19 protein-coding genes are annotated in these 25823 nt (G+C 66.6%); 10 read left to right on the plus strand and 9 right to left on the minus strand.

Annotated features, from left to right (window positions below; translation table 11 throughout):
• Positions 1-37: 37 nt before the first annotated feature.
• From CXQ90_RS05160 to CXQ90_RS05170, 3 genes are all read right to left on the minus strand, one after another.
• Positions 38-1516: an HNH endonuclease signature motif containing protein gene (locus CXQ90_RS05160; protein WP_104137497.1), complete on the minus strand. Its 1479-nt coding sequence runs from the start codon at positions 1514-1516 to the stop codon at positions 38-40.
• A gap of 56 nt (positions 1517-1572) precedes the next feature.
• Complete coding sequence (locus CXQ90_RS05165) at positions 1573-2457, minus strand: aminoglycoside phosphotransferase family protein (protein ID WP_104137499.1); 885 nt, start codon at positions 2455-2457, stop codon at positions 1573-1575.
• A 162-nt stretch (positions 2458-2619) separates the two neighbouring features.
• On the minus strand, positions 2620-2964 hold the full coding sequence (locus CXQ90_RS05170; RefSeq protein ID WP_104137500.1) for a YgjV family protein: 345 nt from the start codon (positions 2962-2964) through the stop codon (positions 2620-2622).
• Positions 2965-3238: 274 nt separating this feature from the next.
• On the opposite strand from CXQ90_RS05170, the gene CXQ90_RS05175 reads away from it, so the two are divergent.
• Positions 3239-4162, plus strand: coding sequence for a LysR family transcriptional regulator (locus CXQ90_RS05175; protein ID WP_104137502.1), 924 nt, complete (start codon positions 3239-3241; stop codon positions 4160-4162).
• 133 nt (positions 4163-4295) lie between these two features.
• Positions 4296-4445 (plus strand): lmo0937 family membrane protein, encoded by a 150-nt coding sequence (locus CXQ90_RS05180; RefSeq protein WP_104137503.1) that lies wholly within the window; start codon positions 4296-4298, stop codon positions 4443-4445.
• 145 nt (positions 4446-4590) lie between these two features.
• Here CXQ90_RS05180 and CXQ90_RS05185 read toward each other — a convergent pair whose 3' ends face one another.
• Positions 4591-5643: a hypothetical protein gene (locus tag CXQ90_RS05185; protein WP_104137505.1), complete on the minus strand. Its 1053-nt coding sequence runs from the start codon at positions 5641-5643 to the stop codon at positions 4591-4593.
• Between the two features lie 249 nt (positions 5644-5892).
• Between CXQ90_RS05185 and CXQ90_RS05190 the strand changes: the two genes are divergently transcribed.
• The 4 genes from CXQ90_RS05190 to CXQ90_RS05205 all read left to right on the plus strand — a co-directional run bounded on the left by CXQ90_RS05190 (position 5893) and on the right by CXQ90_RS05205 (position 11493).
• A complete protein-coding gene (locus tag CXQ90_RS05190) occupies positions 5893-6495 on the plus strand; it encodes a TetR/AcrR family transcriptional regulator (RefSeq protein ID WP_104137506.1) in 603 nt (200 codons plus the stop codon).
• A gap of 122 nt (positions 6496-6617) precedes the next feature.
• Positions 6618-8156: an aldehyde dehydrogenase family protein gene (locus CXQ90_RS05195; protein WP_104137508.1), complete on the plus strand. Its 1539-nt coding sequence runs from the start codon at positions 6618-6620 to the stop codon at positions 8154-8156.
• A complete protein-coding gene (locus CXQ90_RS05200) occupies positions 8157-9797 on the plus strand; it encodes a GMC family oxidoreductase (protein ID WP_104137510.1) in 1641 nt (546 codons plus the stop codon).
• Between the two features lie 124 nt (positions 9798-9921).
• Entirely contained in the window at positions 9922-11493 is a 1572-nt protein-coding gene (locus CXQ90_RS05205; protein WP_258064368.1) for an APC family permease, read from the plus strand.
• A gap of 79 nt (positions 11494-11572) precedes the next feature.
• On the opposite strand, the gene CXQ90_RS05210 is transcribed toward CXQ90_RS05205, so the two are convergent.
• Together CXQ90_RS05210 and CXQ90_RS05215 are read right to left on the minus strand one after the other, a co-directional pair.
• Positions 11573-13576 (minus strand): VWA domain-containing protein, encoded by a 2004-nt coding sequence (locus tag CXQ90_RS05210; RefSeq protein WP_104137513.1) that lies wholly within the window; start codon positions 13574-13576, stop codon positions 11573-11575.
• Positions 13577-13618: 42 nt separating this feature from the next.
• Positions 13619-15007, minus strand: coding sequence for a sigma 54-interacting transcriptional regulator (locus CXQ90_RS05215; protein WP_104137514.1), 1389 nt, complete (start codon positions 15005-15007; stop codon positions 13619-13621).
• Positions 15008-15151: 144 nt separating this feature from the next.
• On the opposite strand from CXQ90_RS05215, the gene CXQ90_RS05220 reads away from it, so the two are divergent.
• Both CXQ90_RS05220 and CXQ90_RS05225 read left to right on the plus strand, forming a co-directional pair.
• Positions 15152-15832 carry a histidine phosphatase family protein gene (locus tag CXQ90_RS05220; protein ID WP_104137516.1) on the plus strand — a complete coding sequence of 227 codons (681 nt, stop codon included), beginning with the start codon at positions 15152-15154 and terminating at the stop codon, positions 15830-15832.
• Positions 15833-15862: 30 nt separating this feature from the next.
• A complete protein-coding gene (locus CXQ90_RS05225) occupies positions 15863-16564 on the plus strand; it encodes an SCO1664 family protein (RefSeq protein ID WP_104137517.1) in 702 nt (233 codons plus the stop codon).
• Between the two features lie 6 nt (positions 16565-16570).
• On the opposite strand, the gene CXQ90_RS05230 is transcribed toward CXQ90_RS05225, so the two are convergent.
• The gene (locus CXQ90_RS05230; RefSeq protein WP_104137519.1) at positions 16571-17755 is read right to left on the minus strand and encodes an MFS transporter; all 1185 of its coding nucleotides are present in this window, start codon (positions 17753-17755) and stop codon (positions 16571-16573) included.
• A complete protein-coding gene (locus CXQ90_RS05235; protein ID WP_104137520.1) occupies positions 17752-18417 on the minus strand; it encodes a GntR family transcriptional regulator in 666 nt (221 codons plus the stop codon). Before CXQ90_RS05235 ends, CXQ90_RS05230 begins: the two co-directional genes overlap by 4 nt.
• A 161-nt stretch (positions 18418-18578) precedes the next feature.
• Here CXQ90_RS05235 and CXQ90_RS05240 point away from each other — a divergent pair, with 161 nt between their 5' ends.
• Positions 18579-19136, plus strand: a complete 558-nt coding sequence (locus CXQ90_RS05240) for a hypothetical protein (RefSeq protein WP_104137522.1) — start codon at positions 18579-18581, stop codon at positions 19134-19136.
• Entirely contained in the window at positions 19133-22042 is a 2910-nt protein-coding gene (locus tag CXQ90_RS05245; protein ID WP_104137523.1) for an ATP-binding cassette domain-containing protein, read from the plus strand. The genes CXQ90_RS05240 and CXQ90_RS05245 overlap by 4 nt, the downstream gene beginning before the upstream one ends.
• On the opposite strand, the gene metH is transcribed toward CXQ90_RS05245, so the two are convergent.
• Complete coding sequence (gene metH / locus CXQ90_RS05250; protein ID WP_104137525.1) at positions 22032-25682, minus strand: methionine synthase; 3651 nt, start codon at positions 25680-25682, stop codon at positions 22032-22034. The two genes, CXQ90_RS05245 and metH, sit on opposite strands and share 11 nt — an antisense overlap.
• Between the last annotated feature and the right edge of the window lie 141 nt (positions 25683-25823).

Raw genomic sequence — 25823 nt, forward strand, 5'->3', positions numbered from 1 at the left:
GCGTGGTGAAGCCGGGCAGGACCACGGCAAGCCGATCCTACGCCGCGGTGAACAGCGCCCACTCATGCCAGGGATCCACCGGTAATGGCGGCCCGGTCTCTCCCGGTCCAGCGGCACGTGCAAGGACGTCCGGCCAATCGGACGGTCCCCATTCCGGGCCTTCATCCGCGTGACCGGTGTGGTCCGGCAAGTGTGGTGGTTCCCAGTCCTGTTGTTCGCTGGGATAGGAGCGTCCCGCGGGCGAGATCCAACGGGGTGGCTGGTCCCGGGTGGCGTCAACCGGCCTCCACGCTGTGGTGTGTTTGAGCCGGTGGTGCTTCCGGCATGGCTGCCCCAGGTTGGTGACGCCGGTGCCGCCTCCCTCGGACCAAGCCAACAGATGGTCCGCTTCGTTGTCCAAGGAATGGTTGTTGCAGCCGGGAAAAGGGCACCGGCCATCCCGAAGGCGCAACCATTGACGCATCGTCTTCGGAACCCGGTAGCTGGTGCGTCCGATCTCCAGCGGCGCTCCGCTGCGGGGATCTGTCAGCACGCGCAGGAACGATCCCGCGCCATCCGCGACAAGTCGGCGGGCCATGCTCGGCGGAACGGGACCATACCCGTCCAGCGTGGCCGCTTCCGTCACTTCGCCCAGGAGCGACAACACCGGAACGGTCAGCAACACCTGTGCCTTGGGAGACGGGGTTCCTGCCGCCTCCCCCACCAGCAGCCAGCCGGTGGCCACGTCCACACGGAGCTGGGTCAGGGTCCGGGATTCGGCCGGCCCCTGCAGGGCACGCGCCGCTTCCGTGGCACGGGACCACACAGCCGCCGCCACATCCGCAGTCACGTAGGCCGAGAGCCAGGCCATGCCGTCCCGGTCGGGGACAAATTCCAGCCGGCGGTCCTTCACACCCTTGCGGTGGCGCGCTTCGATGCTTACAGGATGGTGCCGCTCACGCCAGCTGCGCGCTTTGGCACGGAGCCTGCCTGGCACCAACTCCCCCGCCGCGCAGCCACGCGCAGCAAAGGGGGCTTCGGGGTCCAGGAAATGAGCCTCCAAGGCAGCAGCCGCTGCGGGGTCAAGGCCGGCTGTTTCATCGCACATCACCCGCGCGTGCTGCCACGAAATGCTCCCGGACCGCAGCGCAGCGAGAGTCAGGGGCAACCGGGTGGTCAGGGCGGCTGACTCCGCCAACAACGCCGCTGCCGATCTTTCGCTCACCGTCAGGACACAGGCCACCTCCGATGTCACCGCCATTTCCTGGGCGGTGCGCTCCTGCGGGGAAACGGCCGGGGCCGCAATGGCTGCGGCAGCGTTGGCGTATCCGGCCGCGAAGTGCACTTTCAGCGCGGCTATTCCGGCTTCCACCCGGGCCACCGCAGCCATACCGTCCAGGCACCCGTCCGCTTGGTCCTGAAGCGGGTCAGAACCAACCGGGGCCAGGGTCCCGTCCGCGCGACCGGCACCTTCAGCCAACGCAGCAAGGGAGGCGTTTATGGCCTCCAATGTCTCCGCGACTGCTCTGCTTTCCATACCCACAGCATTGCAGCAGGCACTGACAATTTACGCCCGTCACCAGGGATTCAAAGTCAGCCTTCCAGAATCTGCCTGATCCCGAACTCTCCCACAGCGAACATCCGCGGATTATCGTCGGAGTTGCTCAGCATCGCAGTGGACAGGATGAGAGCCCAGCCCCGGGCCCTCATCCAGGTTTCCCTATCCACCGCGGAGCCAAAGGCGACCATGAAGCGGTGGCGGGCGCCGGCGTCGAACATCAGCCACGCCACCGCAAGATCAACAGCCGGGTCCCCCGCCCCGACGTCGCCGAAATCGATGACGCCCGCCAGCGAGCCGTCGTCCGCCAGCAGGATATTGGCCGGGTGAAGATCCCCGTGGAGCATCATGGCCGGGCCATCCCAGACTTTAGCGGCACAGGCCTGCGCCCACACTGCTTTCAGCGCTGCTGCCTGCGGGTAGCGTTCGCTGTCCCCGAGCCGTTCTAGCACCCCAGAGGCACGGTCCGTCAGGGGAACGCCGCGGAAAGGATTCACCGGGACGCCGGTTTTGGCGGGAACGTGGAGGGACAGGAGGAAATCGGCCAGGCCCTCAGCGGACGGCACTCGGTCTGCCGGGCGGACGTCGGCCGCAGCGGTTCCGGGGATCCACCGCACTATGCTCCACGGCCAGGGAAAGTCCGACGTCGGCCGGCCGGCATGGACGGGGACAGGAACCGGAACCGGCGAGCGGCGGGCTATGTCAGGAAGGTAGCGCTGCTCATGCAGTATGAGCGAAACGGCCTCCGCCCTGCGCGGCAGCCTGATGGCGAGGTCGTCGCCGATCCGGAAGGTCGAGTTGTCCCAGCCATTCGCGACCCGCGCTAGAGGACGATCACCGAGGTCAGGCCGCTGGTCCCGGACGAGGCACTGGACAATGGCGTCACTCACTTCCACCGTTGCCGGTGGCATTCCCGCCATTCAGAGGTCCGCCTTCCTTGTCCCCGCTATGCAATCCGGTCTCTTCTCCTTGTCCGAATATAGTTCAAGATCCCGGGAGCAGATGGGGGCGCGGAACGCGGTCAGCGTGGAGAACCGGACGACGGCGAGACTTCCCGCCGTCGTCCGCTTAAGGTCGTCGGCCTAAGTAAAGCTGGCTGCTCGAGGCGCTTCAACGATGGCCAGTTGGCCGGTTTCGGGGACACCAGGAAATTGCACCTGCGGGGCCTCAGCGGCGGGCGCCGGCGACTCCTGTGTGGAGCGCATGCGGAGAAGTGAGACCGCGGAAATGATGAACCAGGCGATGTTCGTGACCACTGACGGCCATGCTTCGTGGAATGCACCATTGATAATGAAGGCACAAGCACCCAGGAGATTCGCGGTCTGGAAGCCCTTGCCAGCCTTCAGCCACCCCATGGACACAGCGAGGTACGCACTGAGAATCGCAACCGCGCCTGCCCAGCCGGAAATTTCAAACAGCAGTTCCATGATGTCCTTTCAGGGGTGACGCCCGGATGCCATCCGCTGGGCGGAGTGAACAGATGTCGGGCTACAGTTACGTTTTTCAGAAGAGGCTATTGCCGAATGGATCAGGGCATTGCTGGACCAGCGCTTGCTCAGCCGTCCGTACGAGGGCTTCAATTCATTTGGGCCGCAAAGCTGAATTTCCGCTGCCGGTTTTGGCTTTCAAGAGCAATTATGAGGACGACATGACTGTAGATCAATTGCATTCTTCTGAAGATGTGGTTTAGAACTACTTAACATGGATATTGATCCGCGCCGTCTGCGAGTTCTCCTTGCCGTTGCCCGCACAGGCGGGGTGCTCGCTGCGGCTGACGAACTGGGGATTACGCCCTCAGCCGTGTCCCAGCAGCTCAACAAGTTAGAGGACGAGACGGGGCATGCGCTGGTGGTGCGCACACCCAAAGGCTCGGTATTGACACCCGCCGGCCTGGCCGTTGCAGAGGCCGGCGAAGAGATCGAACGCGCACTCAGCGTTGCCCGCGCCCGGATAGAGGGCGGGGCCAAGGTCGCAGGGGTGGTGCGGGTGGGCGGATTCACCAGCTTTGTCCGCACGGTGGTGATCCCGCGCCTGCCCGAGTGGCGCATCCGCTACCCGCATTTGCAGATCCGGATGGTTGAAGACGACTTTCCCGCCTTGTTACGTCTGCTCCGGCAGCGCTCGCTCGACGCCGTTGTGGTCGAGCTCGATTCGATGACTGCCGGCCAACGTTCACTTTCCGCCGGGATGATCGAGGAGCCCCTGCTGGACGAGCCCTGGAAACTGGTGGTTCCCGCGGGCGCCCTGCTCTCTACAGAGAACATCGACCTTGGGAATCTGCCGCTTCCCTGGCTCGGCGTCGAATCCTCGGCCGCCAACGCTTCGGTGCTCGGCCGGATCCGTCAGTCCACGGGCGCGCAAATGGAGACGGTGCATCAGTACCAGGAAACGCTGACCGCGCTGGCACTCGTCGCGGCAGGCGAAGGTGTCGCCATCGTACCCACTTTGGCATTGAGCGGCGTCAGCCATGACGGGGTGGACGTCCTGGACGTCCCTGGATTGGGCACGCGACGCATCGTCCTGCGACGGTTCGACCGGCGGCGGTCAGCCAGCATGCCCGTGGACACAGTCGCGCGCCTTCTACGTGAATCGGCGGCGGCGTTCGACACGCGGTCTGCATCCTGACGGGCCTCGTCCTGGTCTCCAATTTGTCCTGAGGTTCTCTAGACAAATAGGTAAGGTCCAGCTATTTTCGGCAACCTGATCCGGGCATAGGGTGATAGCACCATAGCTCCGCGAACAATTGAAGGAGACTCTCATGTTGCTTTGGATAGCCATCATCATCGCCGTTCTCTGGCTTCTCGGCTTGCTCGGCAACATCGGCGGGGGATTGATTCACCTGCTTTTGGTGATCGCCGTGGTCGTCCTGATCTTCCACTTCGTCCGCGGCAGGTCCTCCCGCGTATAAGACGGAACTTTTGTTCTGCCGCGCGGTGACCCGCTCGGCATCATGGCTCGTGCGGATCGAGAAGGCAATCTCGCCGAAAAGGCGCGTTCGGGCGTGAGCGAACGACGGCGGGAGGATCCCGCCGTCGTCCGCTTCTGTTTGGTGCCTACTGGCTGAAGGGGACCTTCTCCCAGCTCAGGACGTCTGCTTCCTTGGTGCTGTTGCCGGCAACCGTGAACCTGACGTAGTTGGTGGCGTTGGCCGATCCGTCCACGGTGATGCGCTGCAGGTCATCGGCGGCGGGCTGGCGGTAGATCTCCAGCCATGGTGATCCGTCTGCCAGCGGCTGGTTCTCGGCAAAAACGTGGCTGTCGCCGTTGATGAGATAGACCGGGCGGTCGAAGCGGTTGGTCTCTTCAACGATGGCCGCAACGATCTCCCGGAACCCGGAGACCGTTTCCGGGTTGGCAGTGGCCGCGGCGAGCAGGGACGGATCGAACATGTCGGCCTGCGTCATCAGCACCACGGCGCGGTCGTTGCGGCGATCGGCGTCAGTGAACGTGGCGCGGACCTGGTCCAGGACGGCATCCGTCCGGTGCTCAACTTCGGCCAGCTGTGCGGGTGTGGGTGTGGTTTCGCCCAGGCCGCTCCACGGCAGCAGCGAGTTGTTGCTGCCCTGGATGTTCACCACGGAGAAGGCCACGCGGTTCTGGTTGAAGCGGACATTTTCCGGAAGCCCGAGGTTCTCTTGGGTCTTGACCGGCATGGTGGCGCCCAGAGTCTTGCCGGGCTCGTCGAAGAAGACCTCACGCAGCTTGTCCAGCCGTTCCAGCGGGTTGTACGCGCCGTTGTTGGTGCGGTGGCAGTCCACCCACTCGTTGTCGCCCGGGGTGAAGACCAGCGGGAGCTCGAAGGTGTCGAACTGTGAGCGGATGTTGGCAAAGTACTCGTCCGAGCAGACCGAAGAGCCGTTCTTGATGTCGCCCACGTGGGTGACAAACTTCAGCGCGCTGTCGGCGTTGATGTCCTGGATGCGGGACGGGAACTTGGCGATTTCGGCGTCGCCATAGGGGATGTCGCCGATGACGCCAAAGGTGAACGCTTCATTGTAGGAGGCGCTGCCGGAGGTGTCGTTGGCCGCGTTGGCGGGCGGGGCCGTAAGGAGGCCGAGCGCCAGGACGGTTGCCGCCGTGGTTGTTTTCAGGGTCTTGGAAGGCATGGAGGTGTTCCTGTTTCTGCCGAGTAGGACTGAGGGTGCTGCCTGAAAAGACTTCCTGCTGAGGAAGAACGGGCACGCCCCCTTCGGTTTCGGCACGGTGAACGGGAGGCGTCGTTTGGACGGTACGGCCTGAAGGGACGTCGTCGCAGAGCCTTGCAGAGGGTCACCGATTAAGAGAATGGCTTCGTGTTGTTCGGGATGCGACCTCGGAAAGTGCATTCGTTAGGGGTTAGGCAATAGTCTGGCCAGATGGTGACCAATGCCGTGAAATCCGGCGAACAGATGGACAGGCAGTCGCGCATTCTCGAGGCCGCGCTGGATCTGCTGTCCCGCCACGGGATTTCGGGTGTGAGCATGCGGGCCGTGGCCCGCGAAGCCGGCGTGGCGCTCGGCCTGGTGAACTACTACTACGACGACAAGACGAGCCTGATACGGGCAGCCCTGCGCCGGGTCGACGAGCACGATCTCCTGCTGGTGGCGCCCGACCCGTCGTCAGACCCGGAAGAACAGCTGCGCCAGTCCCTGCGGCGAGTGGCAGCCGCCGACCTGCTGACCACCCGCTACCTTTCCCTGCGCCTGCACCTATGGGCCCTCGCCCAGGCGGACGAGGGCTATGCACAGATCAACGCCGAAGCCTTCGACCGCTATCTCGACGGCCTCGCTGCACTGGTTTCCAACGCCCAGCCCGGCCTTACCTGGGAGGCATGCAGGGGGCGGGCGGCTGACATTGTCGTCATCCAAAACGGCATGTGGCTGACGGCGCTTCTCGGCATTGATGAGGCCGCCATCCGGCGAAGCATCGCCCGCACCGAGCAAATCGCCTTCGCCCCGCCTCAAGACCACAACCTCTAGGGCTACAGGCCGCAGGAGTCCTAAACCACCGGCACCGGACAGGTAAGCACCCCTAAGTAGCATTGAACAACTGTTCAAGAAAAGTATTGAACACTCGTTCAATGTGCATTACTGTCCCTCATATGACTTACGCCACACCAGCCCATGACGTCATTCGAACCGCCGCAACCGAGACAGCATCCACCCTGTTCATCAACGGTGCCTGGGAGCCAGCCGCCTCCGGCGCTGTCCGCGAAATCCGCAACCCCGCCGACGGCGAGTTGGTGGCCACAGTGTCCGAGGCCGGCCGGGAGGACGCCGAACGCGCCATCGCCGCAGCCCGTGCAGCCTTCGACTCCGGCGCCTGGTCCTCCGTCCCGGCACCCGAGCGCGGCACCTTCCTGCTCAGGGTGGCCGCCGGACTGCGCGAACGCCGGGAAAAGTTCGCCCGCGCCGAGTCACTGGACACAGGCAAGCGCATGGTCGAAAGCCGCATCGACATGGACGACATTGCCGCCTGCTTCGAGTACTTCGGCAGGCTCGCCGGGCAGCAGGCGGGCCGCATCGTCGACGCCGGGAACCTCGCCGTCGTCAGCAAAATCGTCTACGAACCCGTGGGCGTCTGCGGCCTGATCACCCCATGGAACTACCCCTTGCTCCAGGCGGCATGGAAGATCGCTCCCGCACTGGCCGCCGGCTGCACCTTCGTCCTCAAGCCTTCCGAGCTGACCCCGTCCACAGCCATCCTGGCCATGCAGCTGCTGCAGGATCTCGGCCTGCCGGACGGCGTCGCCAACCTCGTGACCGGACCCGGCGCGGAGGCGGGCGCACCGCTCTCGGAACACCCCGCCGTCGACCTCGTCTCCTTCACGGGCGGGCTGGAGACCGGCAAACGCATCGCGGCGGCCGCCGCCGGCACCGTGAAGAAGGTGGCCCTGGAGCTTGGCGGGAAGAACCCCAACGTGGTGTTCGCGGACGCGGACTTTGACGCCGCCGTCGACAATGCCCTGAACGGCGCGTTCGTCCACTCCGGGCAGGTCTGCTCCGCCGGGGCGCGGCTGGTGGTGGAGGAATCGATCGCCGAACGCTTCGTGGACGAGCTGGTCCGCCGTGCCCGGGACATCCGGCTGGGCGGCCCCTTCGATGACGCGGCAGAAGCCGGGCCGCTGATTTCCGCGGCCCACCGCGACAAAGTCCACGCCTACGTCCAGCGCGGCATCCAGGAGGGTGCGCGGCTGCGGACCGGCGGCACGGCGCCGCAAGGAGAAAAGTACGACGGCGGTTTCTACTACCAGCCCACCGTCCTGGACCGCGTCCAGAGGGGAATGTCCGTGGTCATCGACGAGGCGTTCGGCCCGGTGGTGACGGTGGAAACGTTCCGCACCGAGGACGAAGCGGTAGCGACTGCCAACGACACCATCTACGGCCTGGCCGGCGCGGTCTGGACCCAGGATGCCGGCAAGGCGCAGCGCGTGGCATCCCGGCTGCGGCACGGCACGGTCTGGATCAACGACTACCACCCCTACCTCCCCCAGGCCGAGTGGGGCGGCTTCGGCCAGTCCGGCGTCGGCCGCGAGCTCGGCCCCACGGGCCTGGCCGAATACCAGGAAGCCAAGCACATCTACCAGAACACCAGCCCGCAGGTCACCGGCTGGTTTGCTGACCACGGCAAGGAGAACTAGATGCACGTCGACAACATCGAGAACCTCGGCGAGCGCGGGTTCGACTACGTCGTGATCGGCGGCGGATCCGCGGGCGCTGCAGTGGCCGCCCGGCTGAGCGAGGATCCGGACGTGTCCGTGGCGCTGGTGGAAGCCGGACCGGACGACCGGAACCTTCCGGAGATCCTTCAGCTGGACCGCTGGATGGAGCTGCTGGAATCCGGCTACGACTGGGACTACCCGGTGGAACCCCAGGAAAACGGCAACTCCTTCATGCGCCACGCCCGTGCCAAGGTGATGGGCGGCTGTTCCAGCCACAACTCCTGTATCGCGTTCTGGGCACCCCGCGAGGACCTGGACGAGTGGGAGTCCAAGTACGGTGCCGCCGGCTGGAACGCTGATACCGCCTGGCCGCTCTACCAGCGGCTGGAAACCAACGAGGACGCCGGGCCGGACGCGCCCCACCACGGGGACTCAGGACCCGTGCACCTGATGAATGTGCCTCCGGTGGATCCCGCCGGCGTCGCGCTCCTGGACGCGTGCGAACAGGCCGGGATCCCCCGCGCAAAGTTCAACACCGGGTCCACCGTGGTCAACGGCGCCAACTTCTTCCAGATCAACCGCCGGGCGGACGGCACCCGTTCCTCCAGCTCGGTCTCCTACATCCACCCGATCGTCGACCGCGACAACTTCACGCTGCTCACAGGCCTCCGCGCCCGCCAGCTGGTGTTCGACGCGGACAAGCGCTGCACCGGCGTGGACGTGGTGGACTCCGCGTTCGGCCGGACCCACCGGCTCTCCGCGCACCGCGAGGTCATCCTGTCCACCGGTGCCATCGACTCCCCCAAGCTACTCATGCTCTCCGGCATCGGCCCGGCAGCACACCTGGCTCAGCACGGCATCGAGGTGCTGGTGGACTCCCCCGGCGTGGGCGAAAACCTGCAGGACCATCCCGAAGGCGTGGTCCAGTTCGAGGCCAGGCAGCCCATGGTGCAAACGTCCACCCAGTGGTGGGAGATCGGCATCTTCACCCCCACCGAGGACGGCCTGGACCGCCCGGACCTGATGATGCACTACGGTTCCGTCCCGTTCGACATGAACACCCTGCGGCACGGCTACCCCACCACCGAGAACGGCTTCAGCCTCACCCCGAACGTCACGCACGCCCGCTCCCGCGGCACCGTCAGGCTGCGCAGCCGCGATTTCCGCGACAAGCCCATGGTGGATCCGCGCTATTTCACGGATCCCGAAGGCCACGACATGCGGGTCATGGTGGCCGGCATCCGCAAGGCCCGGGAAATCGCCGCCCAGCCCGCCATGGCCGAATGGACCGGCCGCGAGCTGTCGCCCGGTGTAGAGGCGCAGACGGACGAGGAGCTGCGGGAGTACATCCGCAAGACCCACAACACCGTGTACCACCCGGTAGGCACGGTCCGGATGGGGCCGGCCGACGACGGGATGTCACCGCTGGATCCCGAGCTGCGGGTCAAGGGCGTCACCGGCCTGCGCGTGGCGGATGCCTCCGTGATGCCTGAACACGTCACCGTCAACCCCAACATCACCGTCATGATGATCGGCGAGCGCTGCGCCGATCTCATCCGCGCCGGCCACACCGGCGGCGCTATAACGAAAGAGGTTGAGCTCAGCCCGTCCTTCGCCTGAGAGGCAAGTTCCGGAGGCTATTGATTTCACCCGCGTCCAATGGCGGCCGCGGGGTGCATCGTCGTACTTTTCTGACATAGGAGTTCACATTTTGGAACCCAGCAAGAGTATTGATTCAAGCGGCATGGACGAATTTGGCTACACCCAGACCCTGGACCGAAGCATCGGCAAGTTTGCCAGCTTCGCCGCAGGCGTCAGTTACATCTCCATCCTCACCGGTGTTTTTCAGCTGTTCTACTTCGGTTTTTCCATGGCCGGCCCGGCATACGCCTGGTCCTGGCCCATCGTCTTCGTCGGCCAGCTGATGGTGGCGCTCTGTTTCGCCGAGTTGGCCGGGCGCTACCCCGTGGCAGGATCTGTCTATAACTGGGCCAAACGGCTCTCGTCGGGAACTTCATCATGGCTGGCCGGCTGGCTGCTGATGCTCTCCTCCATCGTGGCGCTGGGCTCCGTGGCATTGGCCCTGCAGCTCACCCTGCCCCAGCTCTGGTCCGGCTTCCAGTTCGTCGGTGACGGCACCGGCCCGTACGACTTCGCCATGAACGGCGTGGTGCTGGCCACCATCATGATCACCATCTCCACCCTCATCAATGCCTTCGGTGTGAAGCTGATGACCAGGATCAACAGCATCGGCGTCTTCGTGGAGCTGACCGCTGCCGTGCTTCTGATCCTCGCACTGGGCTGGCATGTAGTGCGGGGGCCCGAAGTCTTCTTCGACACTGCCGGCTTCGGCGAAGGGCACGACCTTGGCTTCTTCGGCGTCTTCCTCATCGGCGCCATGGCGTCCGGCTACGTCATGTACGGCTTCGACACCGCCAGCTCGCTCGGGGAGGAAACAAAGGACCCCAAGCGCACCGCGCCCAAGGCCATCCTGCGCGCCGTCACGGCCTCGTTCGTGCTGGGCGGCCTGATCCTGCTGTTCGGCATCCTGGCCGCACCGGACCTGGCCGATCCCAAGGTGGCCGCTGCCGACGGAGGCCTCCAGTACATCGTTCTCTCCGTCCTGGGCGGACCTTTCGGCAAGGCCTTCCTGGCGTGCATCGTGGTGGCCGTGGTGGTCTGCACCCTGGCCGTCCACGCCGCCGCCATCCGGATGATGTTCGCCATGGCCCGGGACAACAACCTGCCGTTCAGCCGGCAACTCAGCAAAGTGGATCCGGTCCGCAGGACCCCGACTGTTGCGGCGATCGTGATCGGCATCCTGGCCATCATGCCTTTGCTCATCAACGTCATGCAGCCGGCGATTTTCACGATCATGTCCAGCATCAGCATCGTCCTGATCTACCTCTCCTACCTCCTGGTTACCGTTCCCCTGCTGCGCAACCGGTTCCTGAAGAAATGGCCACTCGCTGCAGACGGCACCGAGCCCGGATTCAGCCTTGGCAAATGGGGTCTGCCGGTGAACATTCTGGCGGTCCTCTGGGGCGGGGGCATGACGGTGAACCTGGTCTGGCCCCGCCCGGAGATCTACAACTCGGTGCCGCCGTTCGAGTGGTACCTGCAGTGGGGCGGCGTGATCTTCGTGGCCGCCGTGATCGTTGGCGGGACGATGCTCTACCGCCTGAAGATCCGCCACCAGACCGGAGTGCTGGCGGAGCACGCAGCGGCAGTCGCAGCACATCCGTCGTCGGGCGCCGCGCAGTACGAAGCCCCGGCGGATGCGCTGGCAGTCAAGGTGGCCGCGTCGGAAGCTTAGTAACGCCCCCGGAAGGGTCGACGACGGCGCCCGCCTGAGCGCCGTCGTCGGCCCTTTTGGGTTGGCGGCGGACAGCCTTCTACCTGGCCCACTCGGCGTCGCCGTAGGGGCGGCCGCGGAAGTGCGCGCGGAGGTACTCCCCCACAACGGCGGCCCCCAGATCCCCGACGTCGGGCGCCACCACCCGGCCGTTGACCCGGCGGGCCATCCGCTGGATGAACCGCTCCAAACCGGGGTGATCGCCGAGTCTGAAGAACGTGACCTGAGTGCCGGCACGCCCCAGCCGGTCCAGTTCGGCCACGGTAATCCGGATGGTTTCCGGGTCCGGCGGGTAGTCGAACCACGTCTCGCCGTCTGGCAGCAGGTGCGCGGTTGGTTCGCCGTCGGTCACCACCAGGAGGACGGGCTGCATCGAGGGGTGTTTGCGGAAGAAGCGGCCGGCCAGCAGTAACCCGTGATGCAGATTGGTTCCCTTGTCCCTGAAGGCCGGCAAGGCGGTGAGCTCGCCGATGTCCATGGTCTGCGCGTAGCGGCCAAACGTGATCAGCTGCAGCCGGTCGCCGCGGAAGCGCGTTGTAATGAGGTGGTGCAGGGCGAGCGCCGTGCGTTTCATGGGCACCCAGCGTCCCTGGGCGGCCATCGAGAAGGACACGTCCACGAGCAGGACCACGGCGGCCTGCGTGCGCGCCTCCGTTTCCGCTACCTCGATATCGTCCGGGGCGAGGCGCAGACCGGTGCCCGGGTCGCCGCCGTCGGCAATGGTCCGGCGGATCGCGTTGGTGATGGTTCGCGTGACGTCCCACGGCTCGGCGTCACCGAACTCCCACGGCCGGCTGGAGCCGGTCTGCTCCCCGGCCGCCCCGGCAACGCGCGTGTCCCTGCGCCCTTGCCGGCTGGAGAGTTGCTTAGCGGTGTCCCGCAGCAGCGCCCGCCCAAGCCGCCGCATGGCCTGCGGTGACAAGCTGAGATCCCCGTCCGCCCCGCGGCGGAGGTACCCGCCGTCGTGCATTGCCCGCTCTATCTCCGCAAGGGTGCGTGCAGTCACGGCGGCATCCTGTCCGAGCTGGCGTGCCAGCGCGTCGAGGTCCAGGTCGTCCAGGCTGGAGCCGTTGTAGGACTGGGAGAGCTGCTCGGACAGCTCATCCAGCTCGGCGAGGTCCTGCAGCACGCCGGTGCCGTCGCCCAGACCGAGCCCTTCCTCACCCTCGAAGCGTTCGGAGCCGGTCCAGTCCTCCCCGGGGCGCAGGGCACGCAAGTTGTCGTCGAGTTGGCCGAGCTGGGCCATGAGTTCGGGCGAGCCGAACGCCTGTGCGGACAGGCTCATCAGCTCCTCCCGCTGCTCCCGGGACATGGACTGCAGCATCCGCTGGGCTGCTGCAGCGCGCTGGGCGAGGGCGTCGATCAGCTCCTCGACCGACTGCGGATTTTCGGGGAAGAACTGGCCGTGCTTGGCCATAAAGTTCTGGAATTCCGCCTCGGTGTCCTCGCCGCGCCGGTGCTTGTCGAGGAGCCCGTTGAGGTCCTGCAGCATCTCATTGACGGCCGCGCGGTCCTCATCGGTGGCGTTCTCCAGCGCCTGCTTCATGCCGGCGAACCGCTGGTCCAGGACCTCCCGGCCCAGCAGGTCTTTGATCCGCTCATAGGCTTCACGGGCTGTCGATGACTGCCAGTCATAGGAGGCCAGTTCGTTGACCGCCGCCGGGGTGGACCGGGGCAGGTTCTGCAGCTGCATCTCCCGGAGGGCGCGGTCGGTGTTGTCCATCATGGCGTCGCGGGCCAGCTGTTTGCGCTCCTCCAGGACCGCAGTGTCCAGCAGTTTCCGGACTTCGTTGAGGGTGCCGTCCAGCTTGTGCCGGCCCAGGAGGTCCTTGCGCCGCTGCTGGACACGGCCGGCGAGGTCGTCGAGACCCTGCCGGCTGTGGCCGCCGCGCCGCAGGAACTCCTGCAGGGCGTGCCGGGGAGAGTAGCCGGCCATGACGTCCTCTGCCACGGCGTCGAGTGCCTCCGCCAGGTCCACCGGCGGGGCGAGCGGATCCGGCCCTCCCCTGTACCGGCTGTACCTGGACCGGTTGTGAACGCTCATGCCCCCTCCTGTCCTGCGCCGTGGAACTGCTTAGCCGTAGCTTTAGCCGTAAATCGTCGCCTCGTCATCGGACTCCTTAGTGATCCGCCGCGCGAGGTAGAGGCCTTCCAATGCCAGTTCGACGGCGGCGGCTCGCTGCCCGTCGCTCGTCGCACCCAGGCGCTCACTGATTTCGTCGTAGAGGCCGGAGCCGTTAAGGGACGGTAGGTTCTGCAGGAACTCCCGCGCGGTGACCAGTTCCCCCGTGGTCACCGTGGTGTGGCCGTCGAGTGCGGCTACCAGTGCCCCCATGTCGATGCCGTGGAAGTGCGCCCGCACGGCTTCCGCGGTGGCCATGCGCAGGAGATGGTCGAGGATCTCTTGTTCACGCCCTTCCTCACCGGACTCGAACTCAATCTTGCCGCCAAGGACTTCCACCGCGGCTTCCAGGTCGATGATCCGGGCCACGGCCTCGTCCTCGCCGCGCACACTGGCACGGCGCAGGGCTGCCGCGGCCACGGTTTCCGCACCGGCAATGGCGAACCGCGCGGAAACCCCAGAGGTCTGGTTGATCGCCGGGGACTGCCGCAGCGCCCGGGTGTACCGGGCCAGGATCTCGAGGATGAAGGGCGGGACGCCGGCCACCAGCTGCCCCTCCTGTTGGATGACGGCCACCTCGTCGTCGAGCTCTATCGGGTAGTGCGTGCGGATCTCGGCGCCGAAGCGGTCCCGCAGCGGCGTGATGATCCGGCCGCGGTTCGTGTAGTCCTCCGGGTTGGCGGACGCGACGACGAGGACGTCGAGCGGCAGCCGCAGCACGTAGCCGCGGATCTGGATGTCGCGTTCCTCCATCACGTTGAGCATCGAAACCTGGATGCGCTCGGCGAGGTCCGGCAGCTCGTTGATGGCGATGATTCCGCGGTTGGAGCGCGGGACCAGGCCGTAGTGGATGGTTTCCGGGTCGCCGAGCCGGCGGCCCTCGGCCACCCGCATCGGGTCGATGTCGCCGATCAGGTCGGCGACGGAGGTGTCCGGCGTCGCGAGCTTTTCCACGTACCGTTCGGAGCGGTGGCGCCATGCCACCCGCAGCCGGTCCCCCTCGGTGAGGACGTGGGCACGGGATTGCTCCGTGATGGGTTCGTACGGGTGTTCGTTGAGTTCCGAGTCCTCGATCACCGGCGACCACTCGTCCAGCAGACCGGCCAAGGTGCGCAGCAGCCGGGTCTTGCCCTGCCCCCGTTCGCCGAGCAGGACGACGTCGTGGCCGGCGAGCAGTGCCCGCTCGAGCTGGGGCAGGACGGTCCGGCTGAAGCCGTACATTCCGGGCCAGGGATCGCGGCCGGCGGCGAGCGCGGCGAGCAGGTTGTCGCGGATTTCGCGGCGCAGGTCCTTGTGCACGTGGCCGGAGGCACGCAGTTCACCAACAGTGAAGATATCGGGGCGATCACTCACTCCTCTACGGTAGACCTCCACAGGGCGGGGAATCGAGGGATTTCCGAGATTGCTGCCCACTGGCGGCTGTGCGCCTTACCGCTATCCGGCACCCCCTTCCCTCGCAAGCTCGGGCGGGGCCCCTGCCGCTACGCTTAGATCCTGATGACTGCAGCAGCGCCGCCGGAATCGCCGGCACCACCCTCCGGACCGCCGTCAGGTGCGCCGGGCACCCTGATCCTTTTGGTGCGCCATGGGAAAACGCCGACCACCGGCAAAGTGTTGCCGGGTCGGGCAACCGGGCTGCATCTGTCCGACGGCGGCCACGCCCAGGCCGAACGGGTCGCGGAGCGCCTCGCGGATCTGCCGGTCGACGCGATCTATTCCTCGCCGCTGGAGCGCGCCTGCGAGACGGCGGAGCCGACGGCGGCCCGAACAGGACGGGACGTGAAGCACGATGACGGCCTGCTCGAATGCGATTTCGGCGACTGGACCGGGGCTGCCCTGGCGGACGTTGCCGCCTTGCCGGAGTGGCAGACCGTCCAGCACAGCCCCTCGACCTTCCGTTTCCCGAATGGCGAGAGCTTCACGGAAATGCAGGCGCGGATTGTCGGAACGCTCGAGGCGCTGTGCAGAGCCCACGGCGGCGGCGTCGTGGTGTGTTTCACTCATGCCGATCCCATCAAGGCCGCCGTCGCCCACGCCCTGGGCCAGCCGCTGGACCTCTTCCAGCGGATCGTCATCAGCCCGGGCTCGGTGTCGGCCATCTCGTTTGTGCAAGGTCAGGCGCCGGCCGTGCTCATGGTGAATTCGACGTCGGAACCCCTGAGCGGGCTGAGGGCGTGACGTGGGCCAGACGGTGAATCGGGGCAGACGGTGTCCGGCCGGGAGCTGACGCTGCTCACCGAGGGCAGCGTCGAACTGATCGGGCGCATCCCGCGCAGCAGCAACGAGACGTTCCTGGTCCAGGTGTCCCACGCGGACAGCTCAGCGTACGCGGTCTACAAGCCCGAGGCCGGGGAAGCGCCGCTGTCCGATTTCGAACCCGGCCTCTACCGGCGGGAACGCGCAGCCTACCTGCTGAGCGAGTCGCTGGGGTGGGGTCTGGTGCCGCCGACGGTGATCCGCGAGGAGGCGCCGCTGGGGGTCGGTTCGCTGCAGTGGTTCATCGAGTGCGACTTCCAGGAGCATTACTTCACCTTGTTCACCGATGCACCGGAGACTCATCGAGAGCTGGCGCGCATCGCCCTGTTCGACTACGTCAGCAACAACACCGACCGTAAGAGCGGGCACGTGCTGCGCGGCGATGACGGCCGGGTGTGGGGCATCGACCACGGGCTGTGTTTCTCGGCCAGCTTCAAACTGCGCACAGTGATCTGGGATTTCGCCGGTGACCGCATCCCGGATGCCCTGCTCGAGGATATCGCCCCGCTCGCGGAGGCGGTGCCTCCCGACGTCGTTGATCTCCTCGACGTTGAAGAGGTCAACGCCCTGCGACGCCGGGTGAAACGCCTGCTGCACGATGGGGTGCTGCCAGTTGACCGCACCGGCATGCGCTACCCGTGGCCGCTCGTTTAGGTCTTGCTAACCGTCCAGGCGCACACCGCGGAGTAGCACGAGCGTCCCGCCCACCACTACTGCCGACGCCAGGAAAACTCCTTGTGCGCCAAGCCCGGCCGCCACCACGCCGATGGCGCTGGGCAACACCACCTGGCCTACCCTGTTGCCGGCCAGCCGCAGGGCCAGCGCCCTGCCTCGCTGCCCCGCCGGAGCCTGTGCTGAAAGCCAGGACATGGTGAGGGGCTGGCCGATGCCCAGCCCCAAACCCAGTACAGCCATGACCACAAACAGCAGCCATACCGGCATGGGAAGTGCGGCCGCGCAAAGTGCTGCTGTGGACAACGCAAGGCTGAACACCAACAACCGCATGCGCCCCAGCTTCCGGGACATCTGCCCTAGGCCGAGCCGGGAAACCATGGAGAATACCGCGCGGGTGGTGAGCATCAGGCCCACCGTTGCAGCCGTGAGCCCGCGCTCGGCGCCGAGCGCGGGGAGGTAGACCATCGTCAGGTCCACCACGGCCAGGACGGTGGCACTGGTGGCCAAAGCCCGTGCGACGCCGGGTGTCTTCAGCAGCGAAACAACACCGCCTTTGCCGCCATCACTGTCCCCAACAACTGCTTTCCTTTTGCTGCCACTGACTTTGGCCGAGACTCCGAAAGTGGTCACGAAAAGCACCAGGCTCATGCAGGCGGAGAGCAGGAAGATCGCCTGGGTGTCGGGGCGGACCGAGGCGCCTCCCACCAAGGAAATCGCCAACGGTCCCAGGGCCTGCCCCAGCGATGCCGCGAATGTCAGGTAGCCGAAGGCAGAGTCCATCCTGGATGAGGCAGCGTTATTGGCCACCACCGCCTGCTGCCCCACCACGCAGGCCAGTTGGCCGGCACCGAGGAGAGCGGTTCCGATGACTAGGGTCACGATCGACGATCCCCACAGAAACAGGAAGGCAGAGCATGCAAGAACGACGGCGGATCCGATCCCCATCAGCCGGCGCTCACCCAGCCGGTCGACAAGCCCGCCCGTGGGGACGGCGAGCAACAAAGGGAAGACGGCGTAGCTGGCGGCGAGGAGGCCCAGTGCGAAACCGGGAACGTCGAGCTCGAGCGCCCGGTAGGTTGCGGCCGGACGGACCAAGAAGGTCACGGCCTGGATCAGGGCGGAATGCGTGAGGAGGGCTGCGGCCGAGCGGCGTCCGAGTTCACCAATCATGTGATGACGAGGCTGGTGCCCGTGATGGCCCGCAGCGCCGCGTCCCGGGCTCCGATGACGTGGTCGAAGGCCAGCTTCGCGGCTTCTTCAGGGTTTCCGGCCGCCACCGCATCCACCAGGATCCGGTGCTGGGCCAGGGCCTGGTCCCGCCGTTCCTGCGTGCTGTTGGTGAAGTGCCGGTAGCGCTCCATCTGGCTGGAGATCTGGTCATGGAACCGCCCGGCCCACGAATTCCCCGCAATCTCGGCGATTTTTGTATGCAGTGACATGCCTAGTTTCATGGCATCATCGGCAAATTTCACCATCGCGGCGTTGCGCTCAAGAATGCCCTTGAGCGCTTCAATGTCGGCCGCAGTCGCCTTCAGGCACGCCTGCCGCGCCATGAGCGATTCCATCGCCGCGCGCACCTCGTACAGCTCGGAAATTACCGCCTCGTCCAGGACCGGTACCAGCACGCCCCCGGTGGGTTGCTGTTCCAGCAGGCTCTCCGAAATGAGCCGCCTGATGGCCTCCCGCAGCGGCGTGCGGCTTACCCGCAGCGCCTCAGCCATTGCCGGCTCGTAGACGCGCGCCCCTGGCTTTAGTTCAAGGCTAAGGATCTGCCGTTTCAGTTCCGTGTAGACAACGTGTGCCCCGGTGTTACGGGACGGTGAATCTGACATGTGGTGACCTCCACCCATCATCATACTTGTATACATCTATACAAGTATGATGGCCCCAACGGCAGGGACTTCACGTAGTGGAGACTTCGCGATGCGGAGACCTGGCGTCACACAACGCGACGGCATCCGGATCCGGAGAAGCAACGTCCTACCCTTGACTGGTGACTTTGACTAAGATCCGCACCGCCGCCGCGAGCTCCCTCGCCGCCGCAGGTCTCCTGTTTACCCTCGCTGCCTGTTCCACGCCGGCAGCCACCCAGCCGACTAGCTCTGCACCGGCGTCCCCGGCAACGGCTTCATCCAGCGCCGCCTCCGGGCCCTGCGCCGGTGTGAAGGTCATCGTCGATTCGGGCGCCCTGAAGCAGGCTGCCGCTGATACGTCCGTTTGCGTGCCTGTGGACGCGCCGACCCTCGCATCCAAGGTGCTCGACGAGGCAAAGGTGAAAACCGAGGGCACCGCCGAATATCCCAAGGAACTGGTGTGCCGTGTGAATGGTGTGCCGGCCGCAAACCTGGACATCGCCCACAAGGGCGGCACTTACCGGGAAGAATGCAAGAAGATGCCCGCTGCCTTCGCCTACTGGTCCCTCTGGGTTAAGCCGGCTTCCGGGGCCTGGGCATACGCGCAGGAAGGCCTCGCTACCCTGAAGGTCAGCCCGGGAGAGAGCCTCGAGCTGCTTTACACGGTCGACGGCGCACCGGCCGCACCCGCGGCATGACCTTTCGACCCGCGCCGCTACGCGCAGCGGCGGCTCTCGCCGTCGTCTTCATCGCGGCGCGGGTCATCTACCGCATCCTTTTCAACGGGGCGGGCATTGGTGGGCCGGTTCTGCTCAACATACCGGCGGTGCCGCTGCCTGCCCCGTACGCCCACGTAGTCCTCCTCGGTCCAGTCACGGCGCCTGGCCTGTGGGCGGCCGTCCTGTCCGCCCTGCCGATTGCCGGGATGATCCTCGGTCTCGGCCTGCTGAACGCCTGGGTGGACGTGGCCCGCGGCTTCGTGCACCTGGCCCGCGGCGGCCCCCTGCAGGGCTTGGCCCGGACGCTTGTGGTGGCCTGGGCCGCGCTCCCGGCGCTTTCCGACGCCGTGGCCTCCGTCCGCCTGGCTTTTCGGTTGCGCGGCGAACGCTTCGGACCCCGCGCCCTTGTTCCCGTGCTCGAGCGCACCCTTGAGCACGCGGGCCGTGTTGCCGCGGCCCTGGAGCTGCGCGGCTTCGGGAGCCGGGCAGCCCATCAACCCAACCGCGGTACCGAGGCACCGCTTCTCGTCCGGGACGCACACTTCCGCATCGGCGACTCGCCCGTACGCGTCGCGGAGTTCTCGCCGTCGAGCGGGTCAATTACCGTCATTACCGGAGCGACGGGGTCCGGCAAGTCCACCATCCTGCGAGGTATCGCGGGCCTCCTCTCACACGTTGACGGTGGAGAAATTTCCGGCACGGTGCAAGTCGCCGGAACCGACCGTGCCGCCACGCCGCCGCGCGATACCGCCCGCCTCGTCGGCGTCGTCCTGCAGAATCCCCGCGCCGCATTCGCCTCTACCCGGGTCCGGGACGAGATCGCCCTGGCACTGGAGCTCCGCGGCATGGCATCCGGGGCCGCCAAGGCCCGGGTGCTGGCGGTCGCAGAGCATATCGGAGTGTCGGCACTGCTGAACCGGGATGTCAGCACCCTCTCGGCGGGTGAGGCAACGCTCGTCGCCATCGCGGCTGCGGTGGTGGAGCATCCGGCCCTGCTCCTGGTTGATGAGCCACTGGCAGACCTTGACACCGCAGCACGGGGACACGTCATCGCCGTGCTTGACGCACTCGCGCGCGACGGTGTCTGCGTCATCGTGGCGGAACACCGGGCGCAGCCGCTCGTACCGGTTGCCGACTCATGGTGGACCATCGACGACGGCGCCCTGGTGCCGGGTCCCGCGCCGTCCGCTTCCCCGACGGTTGCGCACCCAACGCCGGCACCGCCAGCGGAGCATGCGCCCGTCCTGACAGCGACGAATCTCGCGGTGCACCGCAAAGGCACGCCGCTGGTGCGCGACGCATCCCTGACCCTGCACCGCGGTGAAGTGGTGGCCCTCGTGGGGCCGAACGGGGCCGGGAAGTCGTCCCTCCTGGTGGCGCTCGCGCTCGGTGAAGGCACGGTTGGTGGAGGCACGGGCGGTATAAGAACGGTCGACGGCGGCACGTTCGACGGCGGCCGCGTCGCCCTCGTGCCGGACGCCTCGGACGACCTCTTCACCAGGGATACCGTCGCTGCAGAGCTCCGCGCCGCGGAGCGTCGCCAGGCCCGCGCTGCGCGCCAGGCTGGCGCCGGGCGTCACACAAACCGGCTTCACCCAGACCGGCCGCGCCCGGGTAGTGACCAGGTTCCCCCGATGACTGCGGCGTCACGCTTGGCCCGTTTGCGGGGAGACGTCCGGATTCCCATCGGACATGAGCATCCCCGGGACCTCTCTGCGGGAGAGCGCAGGATCCTGGCCATCGCGCTGCAGACCATGGACGATCCCCAGGTCCTTCTGATCGACGAGCCCACCCGCGGGCTCGATCCCGATGCGCGCACGGCAGTCGCGGCGGCGCTGCGGGCCGCAGCGGACGGCGGCGCGGCGGTCCTGATCGCCACGCACGACCTCGACTTTGCCCACGGCCTCGGCGCCCGCATCCTCCCGATGCGTGACGGCGTCGCGCCCTCTTCCTCGCCGGCCGACGCGCCGGAACCGCCCCTCCCGTTTCCCCGGCCAGCGGGTGCCGGACCGAGGCCACGGGTCATCGAACAAACAGATTCCCAGAGCGCGGAAAGAAAGCGCCGCATCCGGATGCCGCGGGGCGTCGAGTTCGCAGTTCTTGCGGCCGCAAACCTCCTGGCCCTCGCAGCGTTCTGCTGGCCGCTGCTCGCCGCGGCCTTCCCGGAGGATGCCGCCGCGGCTCTGCCCTACGCAGCGCTGGCCATTGCGCCGCTCGCCGCCGTCGCCGTCGTCGTGTCCATGGACGGTTCGGTCCGCTCCGCGCACACGGTGGCGTTGCTCGGCGTCCTGGCCGCCGTAGGCTCGGCGATACGGGTGGCGAGCACCGGCGTCGGAGGCGTGGAGGCAGTCTTTATCCTGCTGATCCTGGCCGGCCGGGCCTTCGGTGCCCGGTTTGGCATGCTCCTCGGCGCCGCCACCATCGCGCTCTCAAGCGCCTTGTGGGGTGGAATCGGGCCGTGGACGCCGTTCCAGATCTTCGCCTGTGCGTGGGTGGGCGCGGGGGCCGGCCTGCTCCCCCGGCGTGTGCGGGGCAAAGCCGAGCTGTGGATGCTGTGCGGCTACGGCGTCCTGGCGTCTTACGTGTTCGGCCTGCTGACCAACCTGTGGTTCTGGCCCTTCGCGGTGGGCGCCGGCACCGGAATCTCCTACGTGCCCGGCGCGCCGCTTGGCACCAACCTCAGCAGCTTCCTGCTCTACTCGCTCGTGACCTCAACGGCGGGCTGGGACACCCTGCGTGGCATCACCACGATCGTCGGAATCGCTGTGGTGGGGCGGGCCATTCTCGCCGCACTCCGGCGGGTGAAGCCGGTCTCCAGCGTGGACAGGCAAGCTGCGCAGGCTCAATCCGCTCAGGCCAGGGACCGGCTTCAACTCACACCTTGAAGTACTTCGCCTCCGGGTGGTGGAACACGAACGCGTCGGTGGACTGTTCGGGGTGCAGCATCAGCTCATCGCTCAGGACCACGCCCATCCGCTCCGGATGCAGCAGTTCCACCACCTTGCGGCGGTCCTCCATGTCCGGGCACGCGGGGTATCCGAGCGAGAACCGCGCACCGCGGTAGTCGAGCTTGAACAGGCCTGCCTTGTCCTTGGGCTCTTCGGCTGCGAAACCCAGCTCCGAGCGGATGCGTGCATGCCAGAACTCCGCGAGCGCCTCGGTGAGCTGCATGACCAAACCGTTGAGCTCGTAGTAGTCGCGGTAGTGGTCGCCGGCGAAGAGCTTGGCAGTCACCTCATCGACATTGCCGCCGGCGGTTACCAGCTGCACGGGGAGCACGTCGATCTGCCCCGATTCGCGCGAGCGCACAAAGTCGGCGAGGCACAGGTGCCGGTCGCGGCGCTGGCGCGGGAAGTCGAAACGCAGCCGCTCGGTGCCGAGCGGACCGCCTGATCCCCCATCCGGGGCGAGCAGGCCCGCGGTGCCGAGGACGCCGTCGCGATCCTCCCCGTGGTGCAGCACCACCACCTGTTCCCCCTCGGAGACCACCGGGAAGTAGCCGTACGCGACGGACGCATCGAGCATTCCCTCGCCGAGGATGCGGTCCATCCAGTACCGCAGGCGCGGCCGGCCTTCGCGTTCCACGAGTTCCTCATAGGAGGCGCCGTCATCGCCGCGGCCGGGCTTGAGCCCCCACTGCCCCATGAAGGTGGCGCGTTCATCGAGGAAAGCCGCGAAGTCGTGGAGCGCCACGCCGCGCACGATGCGCGTGCCCCAGAACGGCGGCGAAGGCACGCGATTGTCGGACGCGACGTCGGAACGGCCGGGCATTGCCTCCGGCTCGGTCACCTTGAATTTCGGGCCTCCTTTATGAATCCGCTTCTTCAGCGCGGGCAGGCCCACCTCTGCGGGGTCGGCGCCGCGGGCCACCTGCACCAGCGGCTCCATGAGCGACAGGCCCTCGAAGGCGTCCTTCGCGTAGCGGACCTCGCCGCCGAACTGCCCCGCCAGGTCCTGCTCCACGTAGGCGCGAGTCAGGGCCGCGCCGCCGAGGATGATCGGCCACCGCTTCGCGTAGCCACGTGACTGCAGCTCGGCAAGGTTCTCCTTCATCACCACCGTGGACTTCACGAGCAGGCCGGACATGCCGATCACGTCGGCGTTGTGCTCCTCGGCTGCGGCGATGATGTCGGCGATCGGCTGCTTGATGCCGAGGTTGATCACCTTGTAGCCGTTGTTGGTGAGGATGATGTCCACCAGGTTCTTGCCGATGTCGTGCACATCGCCGCGCACGGTCGCGATCACCATGGTGCCCTTGCCCGAGGCATCCGACTTCTCCATGTGCGGTTCGAGCAGAGCGACCGCGGTCTTCATCACCTCGGCGGACTGCAGCACGAAGGGCAACTGCATCTCGCCGGCGCCGAAGCGTTCGCCCACAACCTTCATGCCCTCGAGGAGGTAGTCGTTGATGATGCCGAGCGGGGTCATGCCCTCGCTGCGAGCCAGGTCCAGGTCCTCTTCGAGGCCCTTTCCTTCGCCGTCGATAATGCGCCGCTCCAGGCGCGCGCCGGTGGGCAGCGCCGCAAGTTCCGCGGCGCGCTGGTCCTTCAGCGCTGCGGTGTCGACGCCGGCGAACATGTCCAGCATGGTGTTCAGGGGGTCGTAGGTAATGTTGCCGTCGGCGTCGTATTCGCGGCGGTCCCAGACGAGGTCCAAAGCCACCTTGCGCTGTTCTTCCGGCAATGAAGCGAGCGGCACGATCTTGGCGGCGTCGATGATGCCGCTGGTCAGGCCCGCCTGTACGGCCTCGTGCAGGAACACCGAGTTGAGGGCGATGCGCGCTGCGGGGTTCAGGCCAAAGGAGACGTTGGAGACGCCAAGGGTGGTCTGGATGCCGGGGTACTTCGTGGTGATCTGGCGGATGGCCTCAATGGTTTCGATGCCGTCCCGGCGGGTTTCTTCCTGGCCGGTGGCGATGGGGAAGGTCAGGCAGTCGACGATGATGTCCTCGACGCGCATCCCCCATTCGCCCACGAGGGCGTCGACGAGGCGGGAGGCGATGGCCACCTTGCCCTCGGTGGTGCGTGCCTGGCCGTGTTCGTCGATGGTCAGGGCGATCACGGCGGTGCCGTGTTCCTTCACGAGCGGCATGATGCGCGCGAAGCGGCTGTCCGGGCCGTCGCCGTCCTCGTAGTTGACGGAGTTGACCACCGGGCGTCCGCCGATGTGTTCGAGCCCGGCCTGCAGGACGGGCGGTTCGGTGGAGTCGATGACGAGCGGGAGTGTGGAGGCCGAGGCGAAACGCGAGACGACCTCCTTGATGTCGGCCACGCCGTCGCGCCCCACGTAGTCAATGCAGACATCGAGCAGGTGCGCGCCGCCGCGGACCTGCTCGCGGGCGATGTCGACACAATCGTCCCAGCGCTCTTCCAGCATCGCCTGGCGGAACGCCTTCGAACCGTTCGCATTGGTGCGCTCGCCAATGGCGAGGTACGCGGATTCCTGGTCGAAATTGACGTGATGGTAGAGGGAAGCGATGCCGGGTTCACGCTCGGTGGGAAGGCGTTCGCCGTCGGCGCCCCTCCCACCGCTGGTGACGGCGACGCTGGCGCGGAAGGGCGCAAGACGCTCGACGACGGCGGCCATGTGTTCCGGCGTCGTACCGCAACATCCGCCGACGAGACCCAGGCCGAATTCGCGCACGAACTGCTCGTGCGCGGTGGCGAGTTCGGTGGGTGAGAGCGGGTAGTGTGCGCCGTTGGGACCAAGGACGGGCAGGCCGGCGTTGGGCATGCAGGCGATGGCCACGGTGGACTGCTTGGAGAGGTGGCGCAGGTGCTCGCTCATCTCATCCGGCCCGGTGGCACAGTTCAGGCCGATGGCGTCGACGCCGAGCGGCTCGAGGGCGGTGAGCGCCGCGCCGATCTCGGAGCCCATCAGCATGGTTCCGGTGGTTTCGACGGTCACCTCGACGAAGATCGGGAGCCGGACTCCGCGGGCCACGATGGCCTGCTTGCAGCCGTTGACCGCCGCTTTGGTCTGCAGGAGGTCCTGGCTGGTTTCGATGAGGAAGGCGTCCGCTCCCCCGTCGATGAGGCCCTCGGCCTGCAGGGCGAAGGTCTGCTTGAGGTAGTCGTAGGTGGTGTGGCCGAGGCTGGGGAGCTTGGTGCCCGGCCCCATCGAGCCCAGGACCCACCGCATCCGCCCGTCTGTTTTTTCTGCCGCTTCGGCGCGGCCCCTGGCGATCTCCGCACCCTTCCGGGCGAGCTCTTCGATGCGGTCGTCGATGCCGTAGTCGGAGAGGTTGGACCAGTTCGCCCCGAAGGTGTTGGTTTCGACCGCATCGATGCCCACGGCGAAGTACGCGTCATGAATGTCCGCGAGGACATCCGGCCGCGTGGCGTTGAGGATCTCGTTGCAGCCTTCCAGCCCCAGGAAGTCGGCCTCGAGCGACAGCTCCCGCCCCTGCAGCATGGTGCCCATCGCCCCATCGGCAATGACGACCCGGTGGTTCACCGCATCCAGCAGCTCCTGTGAACGGAACGGGCGGGGGACGGACTCAATATCAAGCGCAAAACGAGGCATCTCAACAGATTACGGCCGGGGCCTGACACATTGCGCTGTGTGTCCGTGTACTACGACGGCGGGTGGTGGGTTACCTAGGAGGGTCGTCCGGCTTGCGAGCCCATGGCCCCGCCGCCCTTTTCGCGGCTATTATTACGACAC

This window comes from Arthrobacter sp. ZGTC131, from assembly GCF_002929275.1.
Taxonomy (GTDB): domain Bacteria; phylum Actinomycetota; class Actinomycetes; order Actinomycetales; family Micrococcaceae; genus Arthrobacter.

Bases quoted from the DNA above. Each gene is read 5' to 3' on its own strand.
- CXQ90_RS05160 (WP_104137497.1), bottom strand. From the start codon at position 1,516: ATGGAAAGCAGAGCAGTCGCGGAGACATTGGAGGCCATAAACGCCTCC.
- CXQ90_RS05165 (WP_104137499.1), bottom strand. From the start codon at position 2,457: ATGGCGGGAATGCCACCGGCAACGGTGGAAGTGAGTGACGCCATTGTC.
- CXQ90_RS05170 (WP_104137500.1), bottom strand. From the start codon at position 2,964: ATGGAACTGCTGTTTGAAATTTCCGGCTGGGCAGGCGCGGTTGCGATT.
- CXQ90_RS05175 (WP_104137502.1), top strand. From the start codon at position 3,239: ATGGATATTGATCCGCGCCGTCTGCGAGTTCTCCTTGCCGTTGCCCGC.
- CXQ90_RS05180 (WP_104137503.1), top strand. From the start codon at position 4,296: ATGTTGCTTTGGATAGCCATCATCATCGCCGTTCTCTGGCTTCTCGGC.
- CXQ90_RS05185 (WP_104137505.1), bottom strand. From the start codon at position 5,643: ATGCCTTCCAAGACCCTGAAAACAACCACGGCGGCAACCGTCCTGGCG.
- CXQ90_RS05190 (WP_104137506.1), top strand. From the start codon at position 5,893: ATGGTGACCAATGCCGTGAAATCCGGCGAACAGATGGACAGGCAGTCG.
- CXQ90_RS05195 (WP_104137508.1), top strand. From the start codon at position 6,618: ATGACTTACGCCACACCAGCCCATGACGTCATTCGAACCGCCGCAACC.
- CXQ90_RS05200 (WP_104137510.1), top strand. From the start codon at position 8,157: ATGCACGTCGACAACATCGAGAACCTCGGCGAGCGCGGGTTCGACTAC.
- CXQ90_RS05205 (WP_258064368.1), top strand. From the start codon at position 9,922: ATGGACGAATTTGGCTACACCCAGACCCTGGACCGAAGCATCGGCAAG.
- CXQ90_RS05210 (WP_104137513.1), bottom strand. From the start codon at position 13,576: ATGAGCGTTCACAACCGGTCCAGGTACAGCCGGTACAGGGGAGGGCCG.
- CXQ90_RS05220 (WP_104137516.1), top strand. From the start codon at position 15,152: ATGACTGCAGCAGCGCCGCCGGAATCGCCGGCACCACCCTCCGGACCG.
- CXQ90_RS05230 (WP_104137519.1), bottom strand. From the start codon at position 17,755: ATGATTGGTGAACTCGGACGCCGCTCGGCCGCAGCCCTCCTCACGCAT.
- CXQ90_RS05235 (WP_104137520.1), bottom strand. From the start codon at position 18,417: ATGTCAGATTCACCGTCCCGTAACACCGGGGCACACGTTGTCTACACG.
- CXQ90_RS05245 (WP_104137523.1), top strand. From the start codon at position 19,133: ATGACCTTTCGACCCGCGCCGCTACGCGCAGCGGCGGCTCTCGCCGTC.
- metH (WP_104137525.1), bottom strand. From the start codon at position 25,682: ATGCCTCGTTTTGCGCTTGATATTGAGTCCGTCCCCCGCCCGTTCCGT.